The sequence below is a fragment of the Comamonas sp. lk genome (assembly GCF_900564145.1).
GTDB lineage: Bacteria > Pseudomonadota > Gammaproteobacteria > Burkholderiales > Burkholderiaceae_C > Comamonas.
Map to the genome: position 1 here is coordinate 2337386 of NZ_UOOB01000001.1, position 20137 is coordinate 2357522.

Annotated in this window: 16 protein-coding genes; 10 read left to right on the forward strand and 6 right to left on the reverse strand. The window is 62.6% G+C overall.

The window, feature by feature from the left end:
- Window positions 1–118 precede the first annotated feature (118 nt).
- The 7 genes from EAO39_RS10805 (at window position 119) to EAO39_RS10835 (ending at window position 9493) form a co-directional block, all read left to right on the forward strand.
- The gene (locus tag EAO39_RS10805) at window positions 119–1072 is read left to right on the forward strand and encodes a branched-chain amino acid ABC transporter permease (protein WP_120967389.1); all 954 of its coding nucleotides are present in this window, start codon (window positions 119–121) and stop codon (window positions 1070–1072) included.
- Window positions 1073–1075: 3 nt separating this feature from the next.
- Entirely contained in the window at window positions 1076–2416 is a 1341-nt protein-coding gene (locus tag EAO39_RS10810) for a branched-chain amino acid ABC transporter permease (RefSeq protein ID WP_120967390.1), read from the forward strand.
- A gap of 3 nt (window positions 2417–2419) precedes the next feature.
- A complete protein-coding gene (locus tag EAO39_RS10815; RefSeq protein WP_120967391.1) occupies window positions 2420–3232 on the forward strand; it encodes an ABC transporter ATP-binding protein in 813 nt (270 codons plus the stop codon).
- Window position 3233: 1 nt separating this feature from the next.
- On the forward strand, window positions 3234–3929 hold the full coding sequence (locus EAO39_RS10820; RefSeq protein WP_120967392.1) for an ABC transporter ATP-binding protein: 696 nt from the start codon (window positions 3234–3236) through the stop codon (window positions 3927–3929).
- A 234-nt stretch (window positions 3930–4163) separates the two neighbouring features.
- Complete coding sequence (locus EAO39_RS10825; protein WP_120967393.1) at window positions 4164–6263, forward strand: 3-hydroxyacyl-CoA dehydrogenase NAD-binding domain-containing protein; 2100 nt, start codon at window positions 4164–4166, stop codon at window positions 6261–6263.
- Window positions 6264–6337: 74 nt separating this feature from the next.
- Window positions 6338–7513, forward strand: coding sequence for an acetyl-CoA C-acyltransferase (locus tag EAO39_RS10830; RefSeq protein WP_120967394.1), 1176 nt, complete (start codon window positions 6338–6340; stop codon window positions 7511–7513).
- A gap of 147 nt (window positions 7514–7660) precedes the next feature.
- Entirely contained in the window at window positions 7661–9493 is a 1833-nt protein-coding gene (locus EAO39_RS10835) for an acyl-CoA dehydrogenase (protein ID WP_120967395.1), read from the forward strand.
- Window positions 9494–9560: 67 nt separating this feature from the next.
- On the opposite strand, the gene EAO39_RS10840 is transcribed toward EAO39_RS10835, so the two are convergent.
- Window positions 9561–10595: a patatin-like phospholipase family protein gene (locus EAO39_RS10840; RefSeq protein WP_120967396.1), complete on the reverse strand. Its 1035-nt coding sequence runs from the start codon at window positions 10593–10595 to the stop codon at window positions 9561–9563.
- A 189-nt stretch (window positions 10596–10784) separates the two neighbouring features.
- Here EAO39_RS10840 and EAO39_RS10845 point away from each other — a divergent pair, with 189 nt between their 5' ends.
- From EAO39_RS10845 to EAO39_RS10855, 3 genes are read left to right on the forward strand one after another with little or no spacing between them, the layout of a single operon-like run.
- Window positions 10785–11288 (forward strand): MarR family transcriptional regulator, encoded by a 504-nt coding sequence (locus tag EAO39_RS10845; protein ID WP_120967397.1) that lies wholly within the window; start codon window positions 10785–10787, stop codon window positions 11286–11288.
- 23 nt (window positions 11289–11311) lie between these two features.
- Window positions 11312–12565 (forward strand): MFS transporter, encoded by a 1254-nt coding sequence (locus EAO39_RS10850; protein WP_120967398.1) that lies wholly within the window; start codon window positions 11312–11314, stop codon window positions 12563–12565.
- Between the two features lie 3 nt (window positions 12566–12568).
- Window positions 12569–13822, forward strand: coding sequence for a multidrug effflux MFS transporter (locus tag EAO39_RS10855; protein ID WP_240466957.1), 1254 nt, complete (start codon window positions 12569–12571; stop codon window positions 13820–13822).
- 7 nt (window positions 13823–13829) lie between these two features.
- Here the strand turns inward: EAO39_RS10855 and phnE are convergent, their stop codons facing one another.
- From phnE to EAO39_RS10880, 5 genes are all read right to left on the reverse strand, one after another.
- On the reverse strand, window positions 13830–15410 hold the full coding sequence (gene phnE, locus EAO39_RS10860; RefSeq protein ID WP_120967399.1) for a phosphonate ABC transporter, permease protein PhnE: 1581 nt from the start codon (window positions 15408–15410) through the stop codon (window positions 13830–13832).
- The gene (locus EAO39_RS10865) at window positions 15401–16264 is read right to left on the reverse strand and encodes an ATP-binding cassette domain-containing protein (protein ID WP_120967400.1); all 864 of its coding nucleotides are present in this window, start codon (window positions 16262–16264) and stop codon (window positions 15401–15403) included. The genes phnE and EAO39_RS10865 overlap by 10 nt, the downstream gene beginning before the upstream one ends.
- Before the next feature lie 137 nt (window positions 16265–16401).
- The gene (locus EAO39_RS10870) at window positions 16402–17301 is read right to left on the reverse strand and encodes a putative selenate ABC transporter substrate-binding protein (protein WP_120967401.1); all 900 of its coding nucleotides are present in this window, start codon (window positions 17299–17301) and stop codon (window positions 16402–16404) included.
- A 196-nt stretch (window positions 17302–17497) separates the two neighbouring features.
- Complete coding sequence (locus EAO39_RS10875) at window positions 17498–18013, reverse strand: GNAT family N-acetyltransferase (protein ID WP_120970938.1); 516 nt, start codon at window positions 18011–18013, stop codon at window positions 17498–17500.
- Window positions 18014–18203: 190 nt separating this feature from the next.
- A complete protein-coding gene (locus EAO39_RS10880; RefSeq protein ID WP_120967402.1) occupies window positions 18204–19784 on the reverse strand; it encodes an acetolactate synthase large subunit in 1581 nt (526 codons plus the stop codon).
- Window positions 19785–20137: the final 353 nt, after the last annotated feature.

Sequence of the window (20137 nt, forward strand, 5' to 3'; positions counted from 1 at the left end):
TTTTCCTTAAGGCTGCTCCAGGCCTGTTTCGTGTTGCCAGACCGATAACGCCATACAACACCCGGGCGCGGCAACCCTCCGAATTCACTTCATACGCATTAGAGAGCAAGGCAACTCGATGACGCTGGAATTTTTTACCATATCACTGCTCAACGGCGTGAGTTACGGGCTGCTGCTGTTCATGCTCAGCTCGGGTCTGACGTTGATCTTCAGCATGATGGGCGTGCTCAACTTCGCCCACACCAGTTTTTACATGCTGGGAGCCTACTTCGCCTACACGCTCAGCGGCATCATCGGCTTTTGGCCGTCGCTGCTGCTGGCACCGTTGCTGGTGGGCGTGCTGGGCGCGCTGTTCGAGCGCTACAGCCTGCGCCGGGTGCACAAGTTCGGCCATGTGCCGGAGCTGCTGGTCACTTTCGGCCTGTCCTATCTGATTTTGGAAGTGGTGCAGCTGGTCTGGGGGCGCGGCACCGTGCCCTACGCCCTGCCGCCTGCGCTGCAAGGCCCGCTATTCACGCTGTACGGCACGCAGTTCCCCAAGTCGCGCTCCTTTGTGATGCTGGTGGCGCTGCTGATGCTGGTGGCGGTATGGCTGCTGCTGACCCGCACCCGTATCGGGCTGGTGATTCAGGCCGCACTCAAGAACCCCGAGATGGTGGAAGCGCTGGGCCACAACGTACCGCGCGTGTTCATGATGGTGTTTGGTGGCGGTTGCGCGCTGGCCGGCCTGGCGGGCGTGATCGGCGGCAACACCTATGTGACGGAACCGGCCATGGCGGCGTCCGTGGGTTCCATCATCTTCGTGGTGGTGGTGGTGGGTGGCATGGGCTCGCTGGCAGGCGCTTTTGTGGCCTCGCTGCTGATCGGCGTGGTACAGACCTTTGCCGTGGCCATTGACTGGTCGCTGGCCAGTGCACTCAATTCCCTAGGCCATGCGGTCAACGAGTCCACGTTTGGTTGGCCGGTGCTCAAGCTCACCATCTCGCAGGTCGCACCCATACTTCCCTATCTGTTCCTGGTGCTGATTCTCATCTTCCGCCCCAAGGGCCTGCTTGGTACACGGGGAGATTGAGCCATGTCTTCGATTGTCAAACCGACCATGAATTCTTCCGTCGCAGCCAGCAGCCAGGATCAGGCGCATTACCGCTACAAGCCCTTGAACATGGGGCGCATCGTGATCTGGAGCCTGTTTGCGCTGGCGCTGATCGTGGCGCCCATGGTGTTCACCAGCTCGCTGGCGCTGACCATGCTCAGCCAGATCGGCTATCTGATCATCATCTGCCTGTCCTATAACATCCTGCTGGGGCAGGGCGGCATGCTGAGCTTTGGCCATGCCGTGTATACCGGTCTGGGTTCCTTCATCGCCATTCATGCCATGAACAAGGCCGGTGGCGGCGAATGGCCGATTCCGCTGGTGCTGATTCCCATCATCGGCGGGCTGGGGGGCATGTTTTTTGCCGCCTTGTTCGGCTATGTGACCACCAAGAAATCCGGCACCACCTTTGCCATGATCACCATGGGTCTGGGCGAGCTGGTGGCCTCCATGGCGTTGATGTTCCCCGAGTTCTTCGGTGGCGAGGGCGGCATCACCACGGACCGTGTCTACAGCAAGTTCTTCGGGCTGGATTTTGGCTCCGGTCTGCAGGTGTACTACCTGATCGCCGTGTACTGCTTTGTGTGCACGGTGGCCATGTTTGCCTTTACGGGCACGCCGCTGGGACGCATGCTCAATGCCGTGCGCGACAACCCCGAACGGGTGGAGTTTGTGGGCTACAACACGCAGCGCGTGCGCTATTTCGCCTTCATCATCGCCGGGTTCTTTGCCGGCATAGGCGGCGGTCTGGCGGCCATCAACTTCGAGATCATCACGGCCATGGACAGCGTGAGCGTGGTGCGCTCCGGCGGCTATCTGTTGTTCACCTTCCTGGGCGGCGCCACCTTCTTCTTCGGCCCCATCATCGGCGCGGTGCTGCTGGTGCTGGCCTCGGTGCTGCTGTCCGAGCTGACCAAGGCCTGGTTGCTGTACCTGGGTCTGGTGTTCCTGCTGATGGTGATGTATGCGCCCGGCGGCGTGGCCAGTCTCATCATGATGAATCTGCGGGTTGCCAAGTTCGGTCATCTCAAGCGCCTGCTGGTGCCCTATCTGGGCGTGCTGGTCTCGGCCTTGATCATGGTCACCGGTGCAGCAGCCTTGATCGAGATGATCTACCACATGCAGCTCAACGCAGCGCTGGGGCCGAATGTTCCGTTCATGGGCACGCAACTCGATACCAGCGCCGCTGCCACCTGGACGGTGGCCATCGTGGTGTTCGTTGTGGGTCTGGGTCTGGTGGAGGTCTTCAGGCGCATGACTTACCGCCGCTGGGAGCGCATTCAGGAAGCGATCGAAGAATCCATCAAGAAAGGGGAGGCTTGAACCATGAGCAGCAGTGCCCAACATATTTCGGCAGTGCCGCTGGCCCAGCCCTATGCACTGGAGCTGCGCAATCTGCGCAAGAACTTCGGCAAGACGGAAATCATTCGCGGCGCGCAACTGGCGGTGAATGCCGGCGAGCGCATCGCCATCATCGGCCCCAACGGAGCCGGCAAGAGCACGCTGTTCAATCTGATCAGCGGGCGCTTCGAGCCCAGCAGCGGCGAGGTGCTGCTGCATGGCCAGCGCATCGACGGCAAAAAACCGTTCGAGATCAACCGCATGGGGCTGTCGCGCAGCTTTCAGATCACCAACATCTTTCCCAAGCTCAGCGTGTTCGAGAATCTGCGCTGCAGCGTGCTCTGGAGCCTGGGCTACCGCTACAGCTGCTGGCGCTTTCTGTCCCGACTGCATGATGCCAACGCGCGCGCCACGGAGCTGATGGAAATGATAGGCCTGCACCGCAAGCGCGACACGCTGGCCGTCAATCTCACCTATGCGGAGCAGCGGGCGCTGGAAATCGGCATCACCATCGGTGGCGGTGCCAGCGTGATCTTGCTGGACGAACCCACGGCCGGCATGAGCAACAGCGAAACGGCACACTTCATCCAGCTGATCAAGAAAGTGACCGAAGGCAAGACCTTGCTGACGGTGGAGCATGACATGGGCGTGGTCTTCGGCTTGGCCGACAAGATTGCCGTGGTGGTCTATGGCGAAGTCATTGCCTTTGACACGCCGGAGGCGGTGCGCGCCAATGCGCGCGTGCAGGAAGCCTATCTGGGCTCATCGGTGGCAGACCAGCAGGCAGGAGCGCATTGATATGCTGAAGATCAGTAATTTGCATGCCTACTACGGCAAAAGTCATGTGCTGCACGGAGTGGACTTCGAAGTGCAGCCGGGCGAGATCGTGGCCTTGCTGGGGCGCAATGGCTCTGGCCGCTCCACCACGGCCAAGGCCATCATGGGCCTGGTGCACTGGGAGGGCTCGCTGGACTGGAAAGGCCAGAGCCTGACCGGCAAGAAAGCCTATGAGGTCGCCCATCTGGGCGTGGGCTATGTGCCGGAAAGCCGGGATGTGTTTCCCAATCTCACCGTGCACCAGAATCTGATGCTGGGGCAAAAAGGCAAGGGTCGCCAGAGTCGCTGGGGCTTTGACGATATGTATGCCATGTTCCCGCGCCTCAAGGAGCGTCAGCATACCGAGGCCGGCGTGATGTCCGGCGGCGAGCAGCAGATGCTCACGCTGTGCCGCACTCTGATGGGCGATCCGGACCTGATCATCATCGATGAGCCTACTGAGGGACTGGCACCCAAGATCGTGGAGCTGGTGGGCGAATACCTGCAAAAGATCAAGGAGCGCGGCGTTTCCGTGCTGCTGATCGAGCAAAAACTCACCATCGCCATGAGCATCTCCGACCGGGCCCTGGTCATGGGCCACGGCCACATCGTGTTCGACGGAACTCCCGACAGCCTGCGTGCCGACCAGAAGGTGCGCAAGGAGTGGCTGGAGGTTTAGGAAAAAGGCACACCGCTGCTCAGCGGTGCCACTTTCGCCCTCTCTTGCTTCGCGGGAGAGGGCGCAGCCATTGCTGAGGGGCGGCCCCGGTTTGCCATTTTTGGTTGGGTGTGTGCCAGGCTTTGAGTTCAAGGGGATGTCTCTGCCGGGACAAACATCTGTTGCGCATCGCAGCAAAACTTGGACAATTAAAAATGCACGATCGTTCTTTTCTATCGCATAGGGGACAACAGCATGACTGCTGAATACAAAGTGGACGGTGCCATCGCCGTCATTAGCTTGAACAATCCGCCGGTCAACGGCCTGGGTCTGTCGACGCGCCGCGCCATTGTGGCCGGGCTCAACCAGGCCAATGCCGACCCTGCCGTCAAGGCCATCGTCATCACGGGAGCGGGCAAGGCCTTCTCCGGCGGTGCAGACATCACGGAGTTCGGCAAGGAAGACGCCTTGCGCGAGCCGCACCTGATTTCCGTTCTGCAGCAGTTCGATCTGTCCAGCAAGCCCACGGTGGCTGCGATTCACAGCGTGTGCATGGGCGGTGGCCTAGAGCTGGCGCTGGCCTGCAACTACCGCATTGCTGCCGCAGGTACGGCAGTGGCACTGCCCGAAGTCAAGCTGGGCCTGCTGCCCGGCGCTGGCGGCACACAGCGCCTGCCACGGGCACTGGGGGTGGAAACGGCGCTGAACATGATCGTCAGCGGCGAAACCGTCAAGAGCGAGATGCTGGCCAGCATCCCCGGCCAGAAGCTGTTCAACAAGATGGCATCCTCGCCTGAAGCCCTGCTGGCCGAAGCCAAGGGTCTGGCGCTGGAAATGGCCGATGTGCGCCCCCTGCCGCGCGTGCGCGATCTGCCTTGCAAGCACCCCCAGGGCGAGGCTTATTTCGAGTTTGCCGCCACCATGGTGCAAGGCATGTCCAAGAACTTCCCGGCACCAGCGCGCTGCGTGGAAGCCGTGAAGCACGCCACCACCAAGAAGTTCGATGACGGCATGGCGCTGGAGCGCGAAGCCTTTATGCAGCTGATGCTGACGCCCGAGTCCCGCTCGCTGCGCCATCTGTTCCTGGCCGAGCGCGCCGCCTCAAAAATAGCCGATGTACCTGCCGATACGCCGGTGCGCGATATCCGCACCGTAGGTGTGATCGGCGCCGGCACCATGGGCGGCGGCATTGCCATGAACTTCCTGAACGCCGGCCTGCCCGTCACCATGCTGGAGACCAAGCAGGAAGCGCTGGATCGCGGCGTGGCCACGATCCGCAAGAACTACGAAGCCCAGGTCAAGAAGGGCAAGCTCAAGCAGGAAAAGTACGAGGAGCGTATGGCGCTCTTGAGCACCACCCTGGACTATGCCGGCCTCAAAGATGCCGACCTCATCATCGAGGCGGTGTTCGAGGAAATCGGCGTCAAGCAGCAGGTGTTCAAGCAGCTCGATGAAGTGGCCAAGGCCGGTGCCATTCTGGCCTCCAACACTTCCACGCTGGACGTGGACAAGATTGCCTCCTTCACCAAGCGCCCTCAGGACGTGGTGGGCATGCACTTCTTCAGCCCCGCCAATGTGATGAAGCTGCTGGAGGTGGTGCGCGGTAAGGCCACGGCCAAGGATGTGCTGGCCACGGTGATGAAGCTGGCCAAGAAGATCAAGAAGACGGCCGTGGTGTCCGGCGTCTGCGATGGCTTTATCGGCAACCGCATGATCGAGCAGTATTCGCGCCAGGCCGGCTTTTTGCTGGACGAAGGTGCCACGCCCCAGCAGGTGGACAAGGCCGTCGAGAAGTTCGGCTTTGCCATGGGCCCCTTCCGCATGGGCGATCTGGCCGGCAACGATATCGGCTGGGCCATTCGCAAGCGCCGCTACCAGGAAAAGCCCAACATGAAGTACAGCGCCAGCGCAGACCGCCTGTGCGAGCTGGGTCGCTTTGGCCAGAAGACGGGGGCAGGCTGGTATGACTATGTACCGGGCAAGCGCGACGCGATTCCTTCGGATGTCGTGGCCAAGATGATCGAGGAGCATCGCAAGAGCCTGGGTATCACGTCGCGCAAGATCTCCGATGAGGAAATCGTGCAGCGCCTGGTGTTCGCCCTGGTCAACGAAGGCGCGCACATCCTGGAAGACGGCATCGCGGGCAAGTCCGGCGATATCGACATGGTGTATCTGACCGGCTATGGCTTTCCGCTGTGGCGCGGTGGCCCCATGCACTACGCCGGTGAAGTGGGCCTGTTCAACGTGGTGCAGGCCATGGGCCGCTTTGCCCAGAACCCCAACGATGACGCCAAGTTCTGGCAACCCGCGCCGCTGCTGGCCAAGCTGGCCGCCGAAGGCAAGCAGTTCAGCTGAATTCAAGCGAGGCCGGGCCGCGATCTCAGTGAGCCGCCCCGGCTTGTGCCATACCAAGAACACAAGGACAGACCATGACATCCGCAGTGATTGTTTCTACCGCGCGCACTCCGCTGACCAAGAGCTGGAAGGGCGCATTCAATATGACTTACGGCCCCACCATGGGGGCGCATGCCGTCAAGAGCGCCGTGGAGCGCGCCGGCATCGATGGCGCAGACGTTGAAGACGTGATCATGGGCATGTCGCTGCCTGAAGGCACGACCGGCGCCAATGTGGCGCGTCTGATCGCCGTGCGCGCCGGCCTGCCTGTGACCACCTCGGGTCTGACCATCAACCGTTTCTGCTCCTCGGGTCTGCAGGCGATTGCGCTGGCCGCCCAGCGCATCATCGCCGGCGAAAACGATGTGCTGGTGGCCGGCGGTCTGGAGAGCATCTCCTGCGTGCAGCCGCATCTGAACCCGCACATGGCTTTCGATCCCGAGCTGACGGCCATGAAGCCCGAGGTGTACTGGAGCATGCTGCAGACGGCAGAGCAGGTGGCCAAGCGCTACCACATCAGCCGCGACGCCCAGGACGAGTACGGCGCCTCCAGCCAGCAAAAGGCGGCCGCCGCCCAGGCTGCCGGTCTGTTCGATGCCGAAATCGCGCCCATGAAGACGGTGATGGGCGTAGCCGACAAGGTGCGTGGCCTGATCACCAAGGAAGTGCTGGCCAGCAAGGATGAAGGCATTCGCGAAGGCACGACCAAGGACGGCATCAGCGGCCTGCGCAGCGCGCTGCCTGGTGGCGTGATCACCGCAGGCAATGCCAGCCAGTTCTCCGACGGCGCCGGTGCTTGCACCGTGGTCAGCGAAGACTATGCGTCGCGCAAAGGCCTCCAGCCCCTGGGCCGTTTCCTGGGCTTTGCCGTGGCCGGTTGCGAGCCCGATGAAATGGGCATTGGCCCGATTTATGCCATTCCCAAGGTGCTCAAGAAGCTGGGCCTGAAGATGGACGACATCGACCTCTGGGAGCTCAACGAAGCCTTTGCCGTGCAGGTCATCTACTGCCGCGACTATCTGGGCATTCCGGCCGAGTGCCTCAATGTCAACGGCGGCGCCATCGCCCTGGGTCACCCCTATGGCGTCTCGGGCCAGCGCCTGACCGGTCATGCACTGATCGAAGGCAAGCGCCGCGGTGCCAAGCGCGTCTGCGTGACCATGTGCATAGGCGGGGGCATGGGCGCGGCAGGCATCTTCGAAGTTCTGTAAGCGCCTGGATGTGAAAGCCGCAGTCCGGTCCGGATTGCGGCTTTTTATTTGAGCGATTTACATTGTTTTGATAGCTGAATGCGCAATACCCATAAGCGCTAGAGCCGGTTTTTACTGAATCTGAGTAGATTTGACTAGAGGTTTGCTATGCGTCTGCGTTCCACCATCGACTTTTTGCTCTATGACTGGCTCAAGACCGAAGAGCTCAATAGCCGTCCGCGTTTTGCCGATCATTCGCGCCAGACCTTTGATGCGGTAATGGACATCTGCGAGCGCATTGCCCGCGAGAAGTACGCGCCTTTCAACCGCACGGTTGACACGCAGGAGCCGCAGTTCGACGGCGAAAAAGTCATTCTTCCCGAATGCACTTATGAGGCACGCAAGGCCTTTGCCGAATCCGGCATGCTCAGCGCCGCGCAAGACTACGAGATAGGCGGCATGCAGCTGCCTTATACGGTGGAGGCTGCGGCCAACTGTTTTTTTGCGGCGGCGTCGATCAGCATAGGCTCCAATATGCTGACCAGCGGCAATGCCAATGCCATCCTGGTGCACGGCACCGAGATGCAAAAACAGGTGTTTGCCGCCAATGAATTCAACGGCCGCTGGGCCGGCACCATGTGCCTGTCCGAACCGCAGGCCGGCTCCTCGCTCTCCGACATCACCACCCGTGCCGAAGCCGATGGCCAAGGCTTCGAGGCCGATCCTCTGGGGCCGCGCTATCGACTCAAGGGCAACAAAATGTGGATCAGCTCGGGCGACCATGAGCTGACCGAGAACATCGTGCATCTGGTACTGGCCAAGATTCCCGGTGCTGACGGCAAGTTCATCCCCGGAGTCAAAGGCATCTCGCTGTTCATTGTGCCCAAGAAACTGGTGGATACCGAAGGCCGGTTGACGGGTGAGCGCAACGATGTGGCGCTGGCCGGCCTCAATCACAAACTGGGCTGGCGCGGAACGACCAATACGCTGCTCAATTTTGGCGAGGGCAGGTATCCGGTGCGCGGCGGCGCTGGCGCCCTTGGCTATCTGGTGGGCAAGCCCGGCGAAGGCCTCAAGTGCATGTTCCACATGATGAACGAGGCCCGGATTTCGATTGGCATGGCCGCTTCCATGCTGGGGCTGGCCGGCTATTACGCCAGTCTGGAATATGCGCAAAATCGTCCGCAGGGCCGCCCCATCGGAGAGGGTGGCAAGGATGCGAGCAAGCCCCAGTCGCGCATCATCGAGCATGCCGATGTCAAGCGCATGCTGCTGGCGCAAAAAGCCTATGGCGAAGGCGCGCTGGCGCTGAACCTGTATTGCGCGCGGCTGGTGGATGAGCAGTACACGGGCTCGCCCGAGGCTGCGGCCCAGGCCAAGCTGCTGCTGGAAGTGCTGACGCCTGTGGCCAAGAGCTGGCCCAGCGAGTTCTGTCTGGAGGCCAATTCTCTGGCAATCCAGATTCACGGCGGCTACGGCTATACGCGCGATTTTGCGGTGGAGCAGTACTGGCGCGACAACCGCCTGAACATGATTCACGAGGGCACGCACGGCATTCAGGCCATGGACTTGCTGGGTCGCAAGGTGGTCATGGATGGGGGCAAGGGCCTGCAGCTGCTGGCCGGTCGCATCAATGCCACCATTGAGCGGGCCATGGGCCGGGCGCAGCTCTCGGGCTATGCCAACCATCTGGCCAAGGCGCTGGCAGAAGTGGGCGCAGCCACCAAATCGGCCTGGGCAACCGGCAATCCACAGGAGGCGCTGGCCAATGCCGTGCCCTATATGCAGGCTTTTGGCCATATGGTCCTGGCCTGGACCTGGCTGGATGTGGCCCTGGCCTTGCTGGACAAGGATGAGGAGCTGGCCATTGCCGCACACAAGGGCGGTATTGCGGCCATGCGCTATTTCTTCCACTACGAGCTGCCCAAGATCGGCGGCTGGCTGCAGGTGGTCAAATCCAGGGACATGACTTGCGCCCAGATGCGGGAAGAGGAGTTCTAGGCCTTCATCGCTCTGCGCCCCAAGAAAAAGGCCCGCTGATGCGGGCCGTTTTTTTGGTGCTTGGAGCTCAGGGCTTGTCGCAGGAATCGCTGAGACCGGCCATGCCGGCCAGTTTTTGCATGCTGCTGCGCTGGCTCAGGCAAGCCTGGTGCCTGGCTTCGCCGGCCTTGGTCTGGGCCAGCAGCAAGGCCTTGGCACGCTCGGCCTGCAACTGGGCAATGCGTTCGCGGATCTGCGGCATCAGCGCGGCGGCAGCCTTCTCGCCTTCCACAATCGCGTTGGCACGCTGGCCGAAGTCGGCTGCACCTATATCGAGCACCTTGGGGCGAATGATGATGTCGGCCCGGGCCAGCTCGGCCTGGCCCAGCTTCTGGCCCATGATGGCAATCGACTGGTTGAGCGCGCCCAGCATGTTCTCGGGCGCCTTGCCACGTGCCTTGTTGGAGATATCCACGGCGATCACGATATCGGCGCCCAGATTGCGCACCGCATCCACGGGCACGGGGCTGACGATGCCGCCGTCGACAAAGTGGTACTTGCCAATCGTCACGGGCTGGAACACGCCGGGCACGCTGCTGGAGGCGCGCACGGCCTGGCCGGTGTTGCCGCGTGCAAACACGGTGCGTTCGCCATCTTCCAGGCGGGTGGAGACGACGACAAAAGGCTTGGCCATCTGTTCCAGCGGCTTGCGGTTTACCTGCTCGTTGACATAGTCCTCGAGCTTCTGGCCCAGCACCAGACCGCCGGAAGACAGTTGCAGATCGCGAATCTTGGCCTCGTCCAGCGCCACGGCTTTCTCTTGCAGCTCAAAGGCATTCATGCCGCTGGCGTAGAGCGCGCCCACCACGCTGCCGGCGCTGGTGCCGGCCAGCACCGAAGGGGTCAGGCCGTTGGCTTCCAGCATCTTGATGACGCCGATATGGGCAAAGCCTTTGGCCGCACCGCCGCCCAGGGCCAGGCCGATCTTGATGGGCGGGGCGGAAACCGTGGTGGCAGTCGCTTCAGGCGCGGCTGCGGAAGGGCTGGGTGGATTGCTACCGCAGGCGGCCAAGCCCAGCAGGCTCAAACACGCCAGAGGGCGCAAAAAAACATTCAAGCGCATGCCAGGAAATCCTGCTGTCTATGGGGCGCAAAGTATAGCTGGCCGCTGTTTCTGCCCTGTGAGCATTGCTATTCGCTTCTTTATTGATAGCTTTGAGCGAAATATGGGCAAGGGGTTTAGCGCAAATTCATTGAAACGATCAGCGACGGCATACGCCATGTTTGACAGATTTGATGCACAATAGTTTGTATGCCAACTAAATCCACGGACAGAGCCGAAGGCCAGCATGATCTCTCACAGGTGCGCTCGCGCTTCGGGCGGCTGATCGGCTCGGTGTACCGCCAATGGCGCCGGCAGGTGGATTTGAGTTTCAAGGACCAGGGGCTGACCGACGCGACCCGCATGCCCTTGGTGGTGCTGTATGCCAAGCAGGAGGCCATGCTGCAAAAAGAGCTGGCCAAGGCGCTGCATCTGGAGACTTCCTCGCTGGTGCGGGTGCTCGATCAGCTGCGTGCCATGCAGCTGGTGGACTGGGCCAGCGACCCGCAGGACCGACGTACCAAACGCATTGCCTTGACCGAGCAAGGCCGCGCGGCAGCAGCCAGCATCGTCGATAAAAGCCTGGAGATAGAGCACGAGATGCTGGCCGACCTCACGCCCGAGGAGCTTTCCGTGACCCGCGCCACGTTGGAAAAAATTGCCAAGCGCTTCGCTGCCATGAACGATTCCGAACCCGGCAGCACGCCCCGCTGAGCGTCTCAATCAAACCAGACTTCATGCCCGAGACAAGCACATTGAGCAAGTCCAGCTTATGGACCATCCCACCGGCCTGGTGGGTGGGCTTTGCACTGGTGGTCGGTGTGATGGGCGCGGCGCTGATCAGCCCGCTATATGCCTTGTACCGAGAGGCCTGGCAGCTGCGGGCCAGCGATATCTCGGCCATTTATGTGCTGTATATGGCGGGCGGCCTGTGCAGCCTGCTGTTTTTAGGGCGCCTGCCTGATCGCGTGGGCTTCAAGCGCGTGCTGCTGGTGTTTTTGGCGCTGACCTTGCTGGGCACGCTGGTGTCCATGCTGGCCTGGGACAAAAGCAGCTTGATTGTCGGACGCTTCATGGTGGGCGTGTCCTCCAGCCTGATCACCATCAGCGGCACGCTGGGGCTTACCGCCTTGCTCAGCCGTGACGGGCAGTCCTCGCCGCAGCGCGTGGCCATGTTGGCCAGCTTTCTCAATGTGTTCGGTTTTGGCCTGGGGCCGTTGATTGGCGGGGTGCTGGGCCAGTGGGGGCCCCAGCCCTTGCTGACGGCCTATATCCCCACGCTGATTCTGGGTCTGGTGGGCATGGCGGCCATCTACAAGCTGGAGCTGCCCGGGCATGCGCACCACGCCGCCCACGGCCAGGGCGTATTGCGCTGGCAGGACTGCATGCCGCGCCTGACCTGGCCGGCGCGTGCAGAGTCCGTCGCTTTCATGATGACCTGCGGCTTTCCGTTTTTGGCCTTTGGCGTCTTCGGCTTGTATGCCTCCATGGCGCCGCTGTTTCTGAAGCAGATGGTGAGCTGGCACGGCCCGTTTGTCAGCGGCACGGCGATTGCCGTGATTTTGCTGGCCTCGGCGGCCATTCAGATGCTGGTGTCGCGCATGCGCGTGCACCGCTGCGGACGGCTGGGCATGCTGGCGTTGGTGGTCAGCAATGCCTTGCTGATCGTCAATCTGCATGCGTCCTCCACCCTGATTTTTGTGGCCGGCGTGGCCTTGACGGCCATAGGCCATGGCATGTCCATGCTGGCGGGCATGTCCATGGTCAGCCGCATTGCCGGACCGGACAACCGCGCAGGCCTTTTGTCTACCTATCAGCTGATTGGGTTGATAGGTTCGATGCTGCCCATGATGGCCGTGGGCTGGATTGCCGATCATTGGGGCATCGACTGGGCGGTGACCCTGTTTGCCCTGATGGTCATGGTGTTGGGAACGGTGCTGGGATGGGCTTTTGCGCGGCATCCGCGCATGCGGGCCGTGGCACAGGAGTAAGAGATGAATGAGGATGGAAAAGACAGCGCCGCGCGTTCTTCGTTGGAAGCGCTGCCGCAGTCTGTAGTCGGCGCGGCCCCGTTTGCGGACCGGGTGCGCGTGCCCTTGTGGCTGCTGGTGCTGGTGACCCTGAGCGGCACCATGGCCATGCATATTTTCGTGCCGGCCTTGCCGGTGGCCGGTTCCGCCCTGCATGCCTCGCCCGCCAGCATGCAGCAGACCATCACGCTGTATGTGGTGGGTCTGGCGGTGGGCCAGCTGATCTACGGCCCGATTTCGGATGCCTGGGGGCGCAGACCGGCCTTGCTGATGGGTTTGGGCCTGTATCTGGGGGCCGGCTTGCTGGCCTTGTTCGCTCCCAGCCTTGAGTGGCTGCTGGCCGCGCGCCTGTTGCAGGCCCTGGGTGGTGCGGCCGGCATCACGCTGGGGCGGGCGATTGTGCGCGATACCTCCACGCCCGCGCGCATGACCAAAGATCTGGCCTTGCTCAATCTGCTGACTCTGGTGGGGCCAGGCCTGTCGCCCATCATCGGCTCCTATCTGGCAGAGCATTTTGGCTGGCGTGCCATCTATGTGTTTCTGGTCTGCATGGGCTGCGCCATGGTGATCTGCAGCTACAAGCTGCTGCCCGAGACCAGCAAACAGCGCAGCCCGCTGGCGGTCGCCGGTATCGCCAGGGATTACCGCCGCCTGCTGGGCAATCCCGTTTTTGTCGGCTTCATGCTGGGCGGCTCCTGCTCGACCACGGCACTCTACCCTTATCTGGCCACCGTGCCCTATATCGTGCATGAGCAGCTGGGCTACCCCATCAGCCAGGTGGGCTGGTTTGCCGCGGTGACAATTGTGGGCGCCAGTGTGGGAACCTTGATCACGCGGCGCTTGACCGGCAGCGTCAAACCCGAGATTTTTCTGTACCTGGGCGCAGGCCTGAGCTGCTCCATGGCCGTGCTGCTGCTGCTGGTCTATCAATGGGGGGCGCTCAACGCCACGGCTCTTGTGCTCATCAGCTTCACCATGACCATGGGGGCCGGGCTGGCCAGTCCAGCGGCGCTGTCGCGCTCGCTGAGCTCGGCGCCGGGGCTGGTGGGCTCGGCCGCCGGCTTTTATGGCTTTGGCCAGATGGCCATGGGCGCCATAGGCACCAAGCTGGTGGGCTATGGGGACGATCCCACAGTGGCCTGCGCCGTAACCCAGATCGCCATCACGGCGCTGGCGCTGGCGAGCTACCGCTTTGCCCAGCGGCGCTCTCCAGTCTAAGGCCGGCTCAGCGCATGGCCCGGCGCAGCCAGGCGCTGCTCCAGTCCACGGCCATGCTGAGCGCCAGCATGGCAATGATCACGGTGCTGGCCTGGGCATAGTGAAACAGCGACAGCTCAAAGTACAGCAGCTGGCCCAGCCCGCCGGCCCCCACAAAACCCAGGATGGCGGCCATGCGGATATTCATCTCCCAGCGGTACAGCGTATAGGCCAGCAGCTGCGGCGCAGCGCCGGGAAAAGTGCCGTAGCAAAACGCCAGCAAGCGGTTGCTACCGGCCAATTGCAGGGCGCGGGCCGGGGCGGCGGGCGTGTTTTTCAAGGCCTCGGCATACAGCCGCCCCAGCACGCCCGAGGTGTGCAAAGCCAGGGCCAGGGCCCCGGCAAACGGCCCCAGACCCACGGCTAGCGCCGTGATGGTGGCCCAGACCAGCTCGGGCACGGAGCGCAGCACGTTCAGCACCAGATTCCATGGCGCCCGCCAGCGCGGCAAGGCCAGCAGCAGGCCGGCCATGGCGGCCAGCAAGGTGCCGACGATGGAAATGGCCAGCGTCTCCCAAACGCCTTGCAGCACCTTGAGCAGCCAGGGCTGGCTCAGATCCGGCGGGAAAAAGCCCTGCACGAACTCGCCCATGCTGCTGGCTGCTTCCTGGGTGAACAGGGCCGGTAAATTCATGTCCAGCAGGCGCAGACTGCCCCACAGTCCTGCGATGGCTGCTATCAAAAACAGTGTGCTGCGCCAGCCAAAAGGCAGGGCGTGCGCGGCGGGCACCGCATCGAGTGCGCTGCGCAGCCAGGTCGAGAGCAGATCGGCGGCCGCTACCAGCAGCATGAAGGCCAGCAAGATGCTGGCGGCTTCGCCGCCGTTGAGCATCTTCATGGCCTGATCCATGAGCTGGCCCAGACCGCCGGCGCCCACAAAACCCATGACCACCGAAGCGCGGATGGCGCACTCCCAGCGGTAGACGGTGTAGGAGGTCAGCTCCTTGGCCGCCTGCGGCAGCAGTCCGTAGAGCAGGGCCTGCAAGCGGCCCGCGCCGCTGGCGCGCAAGGCTTTGGCGGGGGCCGGGTCGGTGGATTCCAGAATTTCGGCATAGACCTTGGCCAGCATGCCGCCATAGGTCAGGCCCAGGGCCAGCACGCCGGCAGCCGGGCCCAGGCCGAAGACGCGCACGAACACCAGAGCCCAGACCAGCTCGGGAATGCCGCGCAAGATGGTAAGCACGCCACGTGCCACCGGGTTGAGGGTGACCCGCTCGCGTGCCGCACCGCTAGACAGATAGGCCATGGGCACGGCAATCACCAAGGCCAGCGCCATGCCGGCCGTGGCAATGGCCAGGGTCTCCAGCGCCGCCTGGCCCAGATAAGCCAGGAACTCGGCACCGGTTTCCGGCGGCAGAAAGCTGGCCAGAAAGTTGCCTATCACCTTGAGGTTGTTGGCGTCCAGAAACGGCTGCAGCGAAAAACCCGAGGTCTGCAGCATGGGCCACAGCAAGACCAAGGCAAGCACCAGCCAGGTCAGCCGTCCGCGCGCAGCGGGGTCCCGTTTCGCGAATCGGGCGCTTGAATCCGACACCACGTTTACCGGCATATCATTGCCGAGGCCGCAGAGTCCGCCAGGGCTTGAGCGGCTGCCGGGATGGCGGCATGGGCCGCGCCGCCTGTGCTGTTATGCATGGTGGGCAGAGGTTGAATCTGGCCGTCGGCCGCGGCATACAGCGCCTGCAGCTGCGCCTGCGTCACCTGGGCTGCAGGCAGATCGAAGGCAATGCGGCCGTCGCGTATGCCGACAATGCGCTCAAAGCAGCTCAGCGCCAGATCCACGGCATGCAGACTGGCCACCAGCGTGGCCTGGCGCGCCGCAGCTTCCTGCACCAGCAGTTGCACGGTGGCCAGAGACAGGGCCGGGTCCAGCGCCGATACCGGCTCGTCGGCCAGGATCAGGCCGGGCTGCTGGTAGAGCACGCGGGCAATGCCCACACGCTGCAGCTGCCCGCCAGAGAGCTGATCGCAGCGGGCAAACAATTTGTCTTCAAGCTGCACGCGGGCCAGGGCTTCGCGCGCGCCGGGAATGTCTTGCGGATAGGCCAGCGAGGCCAGGGCTTTCCACAGCGGCCACTGGCCCAGCTTGCCCGCCAGCACGGCGGTGATCACGCGCTGGCGCAAAGGTATGGGGGCAGCCTGGTGCACCGTGCCTATGCGGCTGCGCAGGGCTTTAAGCTGAGCCGCAGAAGTGTGGGCGGATACGGTTTGCTGCAGCACCATCATGCGGCCGGCCGTGGGCAGGTGGCTGCTGCCTAGGGTGTTGAGCAGCGAGGTTTTGCCTGCGCCCGAAGGGCCGATCAGCGCCATGTTTTCGCCTTGCGCGGCAGACAGGGAGATGCCCGAGAGTGCCACAAAGCCGTTGGCGTGGGTCAGACCTGCGTCCTCAAGAAGAAAGCTCATGAGACGGTTCTTTGAAAAAGATAGCGGCTGGCGTATATCAGTCAGACGCTAGCGGGCTAAAAGGCATGAAAAATGCCTTGTGAGAGAGAAATTAGAGCCGCATCACGGCATCGCGCGCCGTGATGCTTTTGGAGTGCTTATTTCAGCAAGCCGGCCGACTTGGCTGCCGCTTCGATGCCCACATAGTTTTCGGGCTTGGTAGCGATGAACTTGCTGGCGCGCTGCAAGTCCATGATGGCCTTGTGCTCGGGCTTGGCTGGGTCCAGTGCCAGGAAGGCGTCGGTCAGCTTCTTGATGATGGCCGGGTCCAGATCGCCACGCACCGTCCAGTTGTAGTCAAAGTAGGTGGGGGTGGTGGCGAACACGCGCACTTTGGAGGTGTCAACCTTCTTGGATTCCACCAGCTTGTCCCACACCGAGGTGTTGAGCACGCCCGCGTCGGCCTTGCCGGCGGCCACAAAGGCCACGGTGGCGTCATGCGCGCCGGAGTAAGCCACGGTCTTGAAGTCTTTTTCGGGGTTCAGGCTGGCTTGCTGCAGGAAAAAGCGCGGCATCAGGCTGCCCGAGGTGGACGAGGGTGCGCCAAAGGCAAAAGTCTTGCCCTTGAGGTCGGCCAGAGTCTTGATGTTGGGATCGGCCGTCACGAATTTGCTGGTGAAAACCGCATCTTCGGCGCGCTGCACGATGGGAATGGCCGTGCCGTTGGTGCGGATCTTCGCTTGCACAAAAGTAAAACCGCCCAGCCAGGCCATATCCAGTTTCTTGGTGGCCAGCGACTCGACCACGGCGGCGTAGTCGGAGACGGGGGTGAACACCACTTTCATGCCGGTGGCTTGCGACAGGTACTCGCCCAGAGGCTTGAACTTGCGCTGCAGCTCGGTGGGCGCTTCGTCGGGAATGGCCGACACGCGCAACACGGCCGGGGTGTCGGCGTGGGCGCTGATGGTCATCAGAGAAGATGCGGCAAAGGCTGCAACAGCCAGACCGCGCAGCGCCGTACGGCGAGCGGCCATGCGGCCAGCGAAGGAGTGCGTCATGAAGTGTTCCGTTCAAAAAGCTACCGCCGTCCGGATACACGGCGGTTTAACAGGTCGCAAGCGGGTGGCTTGCGGCGAATGAGAACCCATAGGCGGTACATCGACCGCTGGCGGCGATTGTTGCGCAAACCCTAAGTCCTCGCGGACCGCTTCGGTTAGGCCCTCGCAGCCGTGCTCCGGCATTACGCCGAAACTTTCAGCGGGCAGCGGCACAAGCCCAGTTCAACTCCATGGCCTGCACCTGAAGCTCAGAGCCTTGGCGCAACAACGCAAGATTTCCTACAGGAAAAAAACCATGTGCTTTGTACAAGCGCATGGCGGGAGAGTCCGCGACCGTGACGCCGAGGCGAACAAGTTGCGTTCCACATTTTTTGGCCCAGGCAAGTGCTTGGGTGAGCAGGGCATGGCCAGCACCCTGGCCGCGCACAGCAGGCTCGACCCACATCTGATAGATGTCGGCAACCCCGGGCTCCGAGTCGGACAGCTTGCACCAGATAAGTCCGCAGACCTGCTCATCATTGATGGCAAAAAGCACCCGGTCCTTGCCTCCGGTGGCCGCAGCAGCAAGTCGTTCGGACCAGTTGTCATCTGCTCTCGCGACCTCTGCCTCCCAAGTGCTGCCGAAGGCGTCGGGCGAATCCTGCAGCGCCTGCAGGCGCACATCACGGTACTTAGACCATTCCTGAGGGGTGACAGCGCGAATGGAGATCAAGAAGTGTCCTCTTTTGCCGGGTTGGCAATGAGCGCTTATCTTCGCATGCCCGCAGGGCGTGCCCAAGTGGCAGCGGCTGGCCTGCCACTTCAGGAAAGGTTTGAGCGGTCTCTGCCACGCCAAGCGCCACGGCATCCATGGAGGTACATGCATGTCGTGGCGCTTGAGTTGGTCAGCAAAGGCTGCTAGATCAAAGAATGGCTTCAATCAGGCTGGGGCCGGGGGTGTTGTAAGAGCGCGAGAGTGCCTGAGCCAGGGATTCCAGATTGCCGACCTTGACGGCGCTCACACCCATGCCCTTGGCAAGATCCGACCAGTCAATGATGGGCCTGTCCAGCGAGAGCATATCTGTGGCGCGCTTGCCGGGAGTACCCGCACCCACGGCCGCCAGTTCGCCGCGCAGGATGCCGTAGGCGCGGTTCACAAAGATCACCACGGTGACGTTGAGATTTTCCCGCGCCATGGTCCACAGCGATTGCAGGGTGTACATGCCGCTGCCGTCGCCTTCCAGTGCCAGAACCCGGCGCTCGGGCGCGGCCATGGCGGCGCCCACGGCTGCAGGCAGGGCAAAGCCGATGGAGCCGCCGCAGCTGGTCAACCAGTCGTGCGGAGCGGCATGTGCCGTCAGCGCATCAAAGCCCCGGCCGGTGGTCATGGCTTCCTCTACCACGATGGCATGGGCGGGCAGGGTGGCAGCCAGGGTTTTGCCAATGCCTTCGGGCGTCAAGGGGCCGGACAGGGCGACGGGCTCCTCCTGCTCGACCAGGTTAGCGGGCGCTAGGCGCTGGGCGTTCAGGGCTTCGCACAGAGCGGACAGAGCTTGCTCCGGGCAGTCTTCCGGTGTGGACAGGGTGAGGAATTCGCAACCTAGCGCCGTCAGGCGGCCAGGCTTGCCGGGGTAGGCGAAAAATGCCACGGGTGGCTTGGCGCCCACCAAAATGATGCGCTTGAATGGGGCCAAGGCGGCCAGGCCCAGATCCACGGCATAGGGCAGGCGGGGTACGCGCACCCGTCCGGCGCCGCGCTCCATGCGGGCGGTATAGAACTCGGCGCGCACCGTGCACTGCGTGGCAGCGGCAATCTTGCCGGCCAGGGTGGTGCATTTTTCGCGCAGGGCGCGGTCGCCCAGCAGGATCAAGGTGGATTGTGGCGCTTCACGCAGGGCTGCGATGATGGGCGCCCAATCCTGGGGCAGGGCTGCGCTGGCGGGAGCCGCTTGCTGGCTTACGGCTTGCGCGCTGGCATGCTGCGGTGCATCGGACGTATCAGGCACTTCAGACCAGGCCACATTGGCCGGCAGCACCAGGGTGGCAATGCCGCCGGGGCGCGCGTTGGCGCGGCGCACGGCTTGGGCGCCGTCGGCGGCAATGGCCTCCGCGCTGGCGGTGGTGTGCACCCAGTCGCTCATAGGAGCGGCAATGCCGTGAATGTCCGAGGTTAGCGGCGCATCCAGCTCCAGATGGCTGATGGCGTGATCCCCGACGATGTTGACAATGCCGGAGCGTGCTTTTTTGGCGTTGTGCAGATTGGCCAGGCCATTGGCAAGACCGGGGCCCAGGTGCAGCAGCGTGGCTGCGGGGCGGTCGGCCATGCGGTAGTAGCCGTCGGCCGCACCGGTGACCACGGTCTCATGCAGGCCCAGCACGCAGCGCATGCCCTCGATCTTGTCGAGAGCGGCCACGAAGTGCATCTCGGAGGTGCCGGGGTTGGTAAAGCACACATCCAACTGGTTGGCGATGAGTGTGTGGACTAGTGTTTCTGCACCATTCATGGGAGAGCTCTCCTGGGGTTGGGGCCGTATGCATGAGCGCAAGGGCCGTGCCGCTGCATTGAAGAAATAAAGACCATAGCGACTTGCGCTTTTACTGCAAGCATTTGCAATGACTTTTATATATTTTTCAGCGCAGCAATTGCGTTGCGCGCTATGTTTTTGCATTCGTTGTGAATACCCGAATCAAAGCCGGCAGTCAGACCGTAGCCCAGGGCTTGGCGGTCTTTGACGCGACGCGTTGAGTCGGCTTGCGCCGCTGACCGAAAATGCCAAGAGGCTGCCGTAAAGCACAAACGGCGCCAGGCAGTGGGTACTGAACCTGGCGCCGCCGTGAGTCCAGAGGCTGGATTGGC

Excerpts from the sequence above, each read along its gene's own strand:
- EAO39_RS10805 (WP_120967389.1), top strand. The coding sequence starts at position 119 with ATGACGCTGGAATTTTTTACCATATCACTGCTCAACGGCGTGAGTTAC.
- EAO39_RS10810 (WP_120967390.1), top strand. The coding sequence starts at position 1,076 with ATGTCTTCGATTGTCAAACCGACCATGAATTCTTCCGTCGCAGCCAGC.
- EAO39_RS10815 (WP_120967391.1), top strand. The coding sequence starts at position 2,420 with ATGAGCAGCAGTGCCCAACATATTTCGGCAGTGCCGCTGGCCCAGCCC.
- EAO39_RS10820 (WP_120967392.1), top strand. The coding sequence starts at position 3,234 with ATGCTGAAGATCAGTAATTTGCATGCCTACTACGGCAAAAGTCATGTG.
- EAO39_RS10825 (WP_120967393.1), top strand. The coding sequence starts at position 4,164 with ATGACTGCTGAATACAAAGTGGACGGTGCCATCGCCGTCATTAGCTTG.
- EAO39_RS10830 (WP_120967394.1), top strand. The coding sequence starts at position 6,338 with ATGACATCCGCAGTGATTGTTTCTACCGCGCGCACTCCGCTGACCAAG.
- EAO39_RS10835 (WP_120967395.1), top strand. The coding sequence starts at position 7,661 with ATGCGTCTGCGTTCCACCATCGACTTTTTGCTCTATGACTGGCTCAAG.
- EAO39_RS10840 (WP_120967396.1), bottom strand. The coding sequence starts at position 10,595 with ATGCGCTTGAATGTTTTTTTGCGCCCTCTGGCGTGTTTGAGCCTGCTG.
- EAO39_RS10845 (WP_120967397.1), top strand. The coding sequence starts at position 10,785 with ATGCCAACTAAATCCACGGACAGAGCCGAAGGCCAGCATGATCTCTCA.
- EAO39_RS10850 (WP_120967398.1), top strand. The coding sequence starts at position 11,312 with ATGCCCGAGACAAGCACATTGAGCAAGTCCAGCTTATGGACCATCCCA.
- EAO39_RS10855 (WP_240466957.1), top strand. The coding sequence starts at position 12,569 with ATGAATGAGGATGGAAAAGACAGCGCCGCGCGTTCTTCGTTGGAAGCG.
- phnE (WP_120967399.1), bottom strand. The coding sequence starts at position 15,410 with ATGCCGGTAAACGTGGTGTCGGATTCAAGCGCCCGATTCGCGAAACGG.
- EAO39_RS10865 (WP_120967400.1), bottom strand. The coding sequence starts at position 16,264 with ATGAGCTTTCTTCTTGAGGACGCAGGTCTGACCCACGCCAACGGCTTT.
- EAO39_RS10870 (WP_120967401.1), bottom strand. The coding sequence starts at position 17,301 with ATGACGCACTCCTTCGCTGGCCGCATGGCCGCTCGCCGTACGGCGCTG.
- EAO39_RS10880 (WP_120967402.1), bottom strand. The coding sequence starts at position 19,784 with ATGAATGGTGCAGAAACACTAGTCCACACACTCATCGCCAACCAGTTG.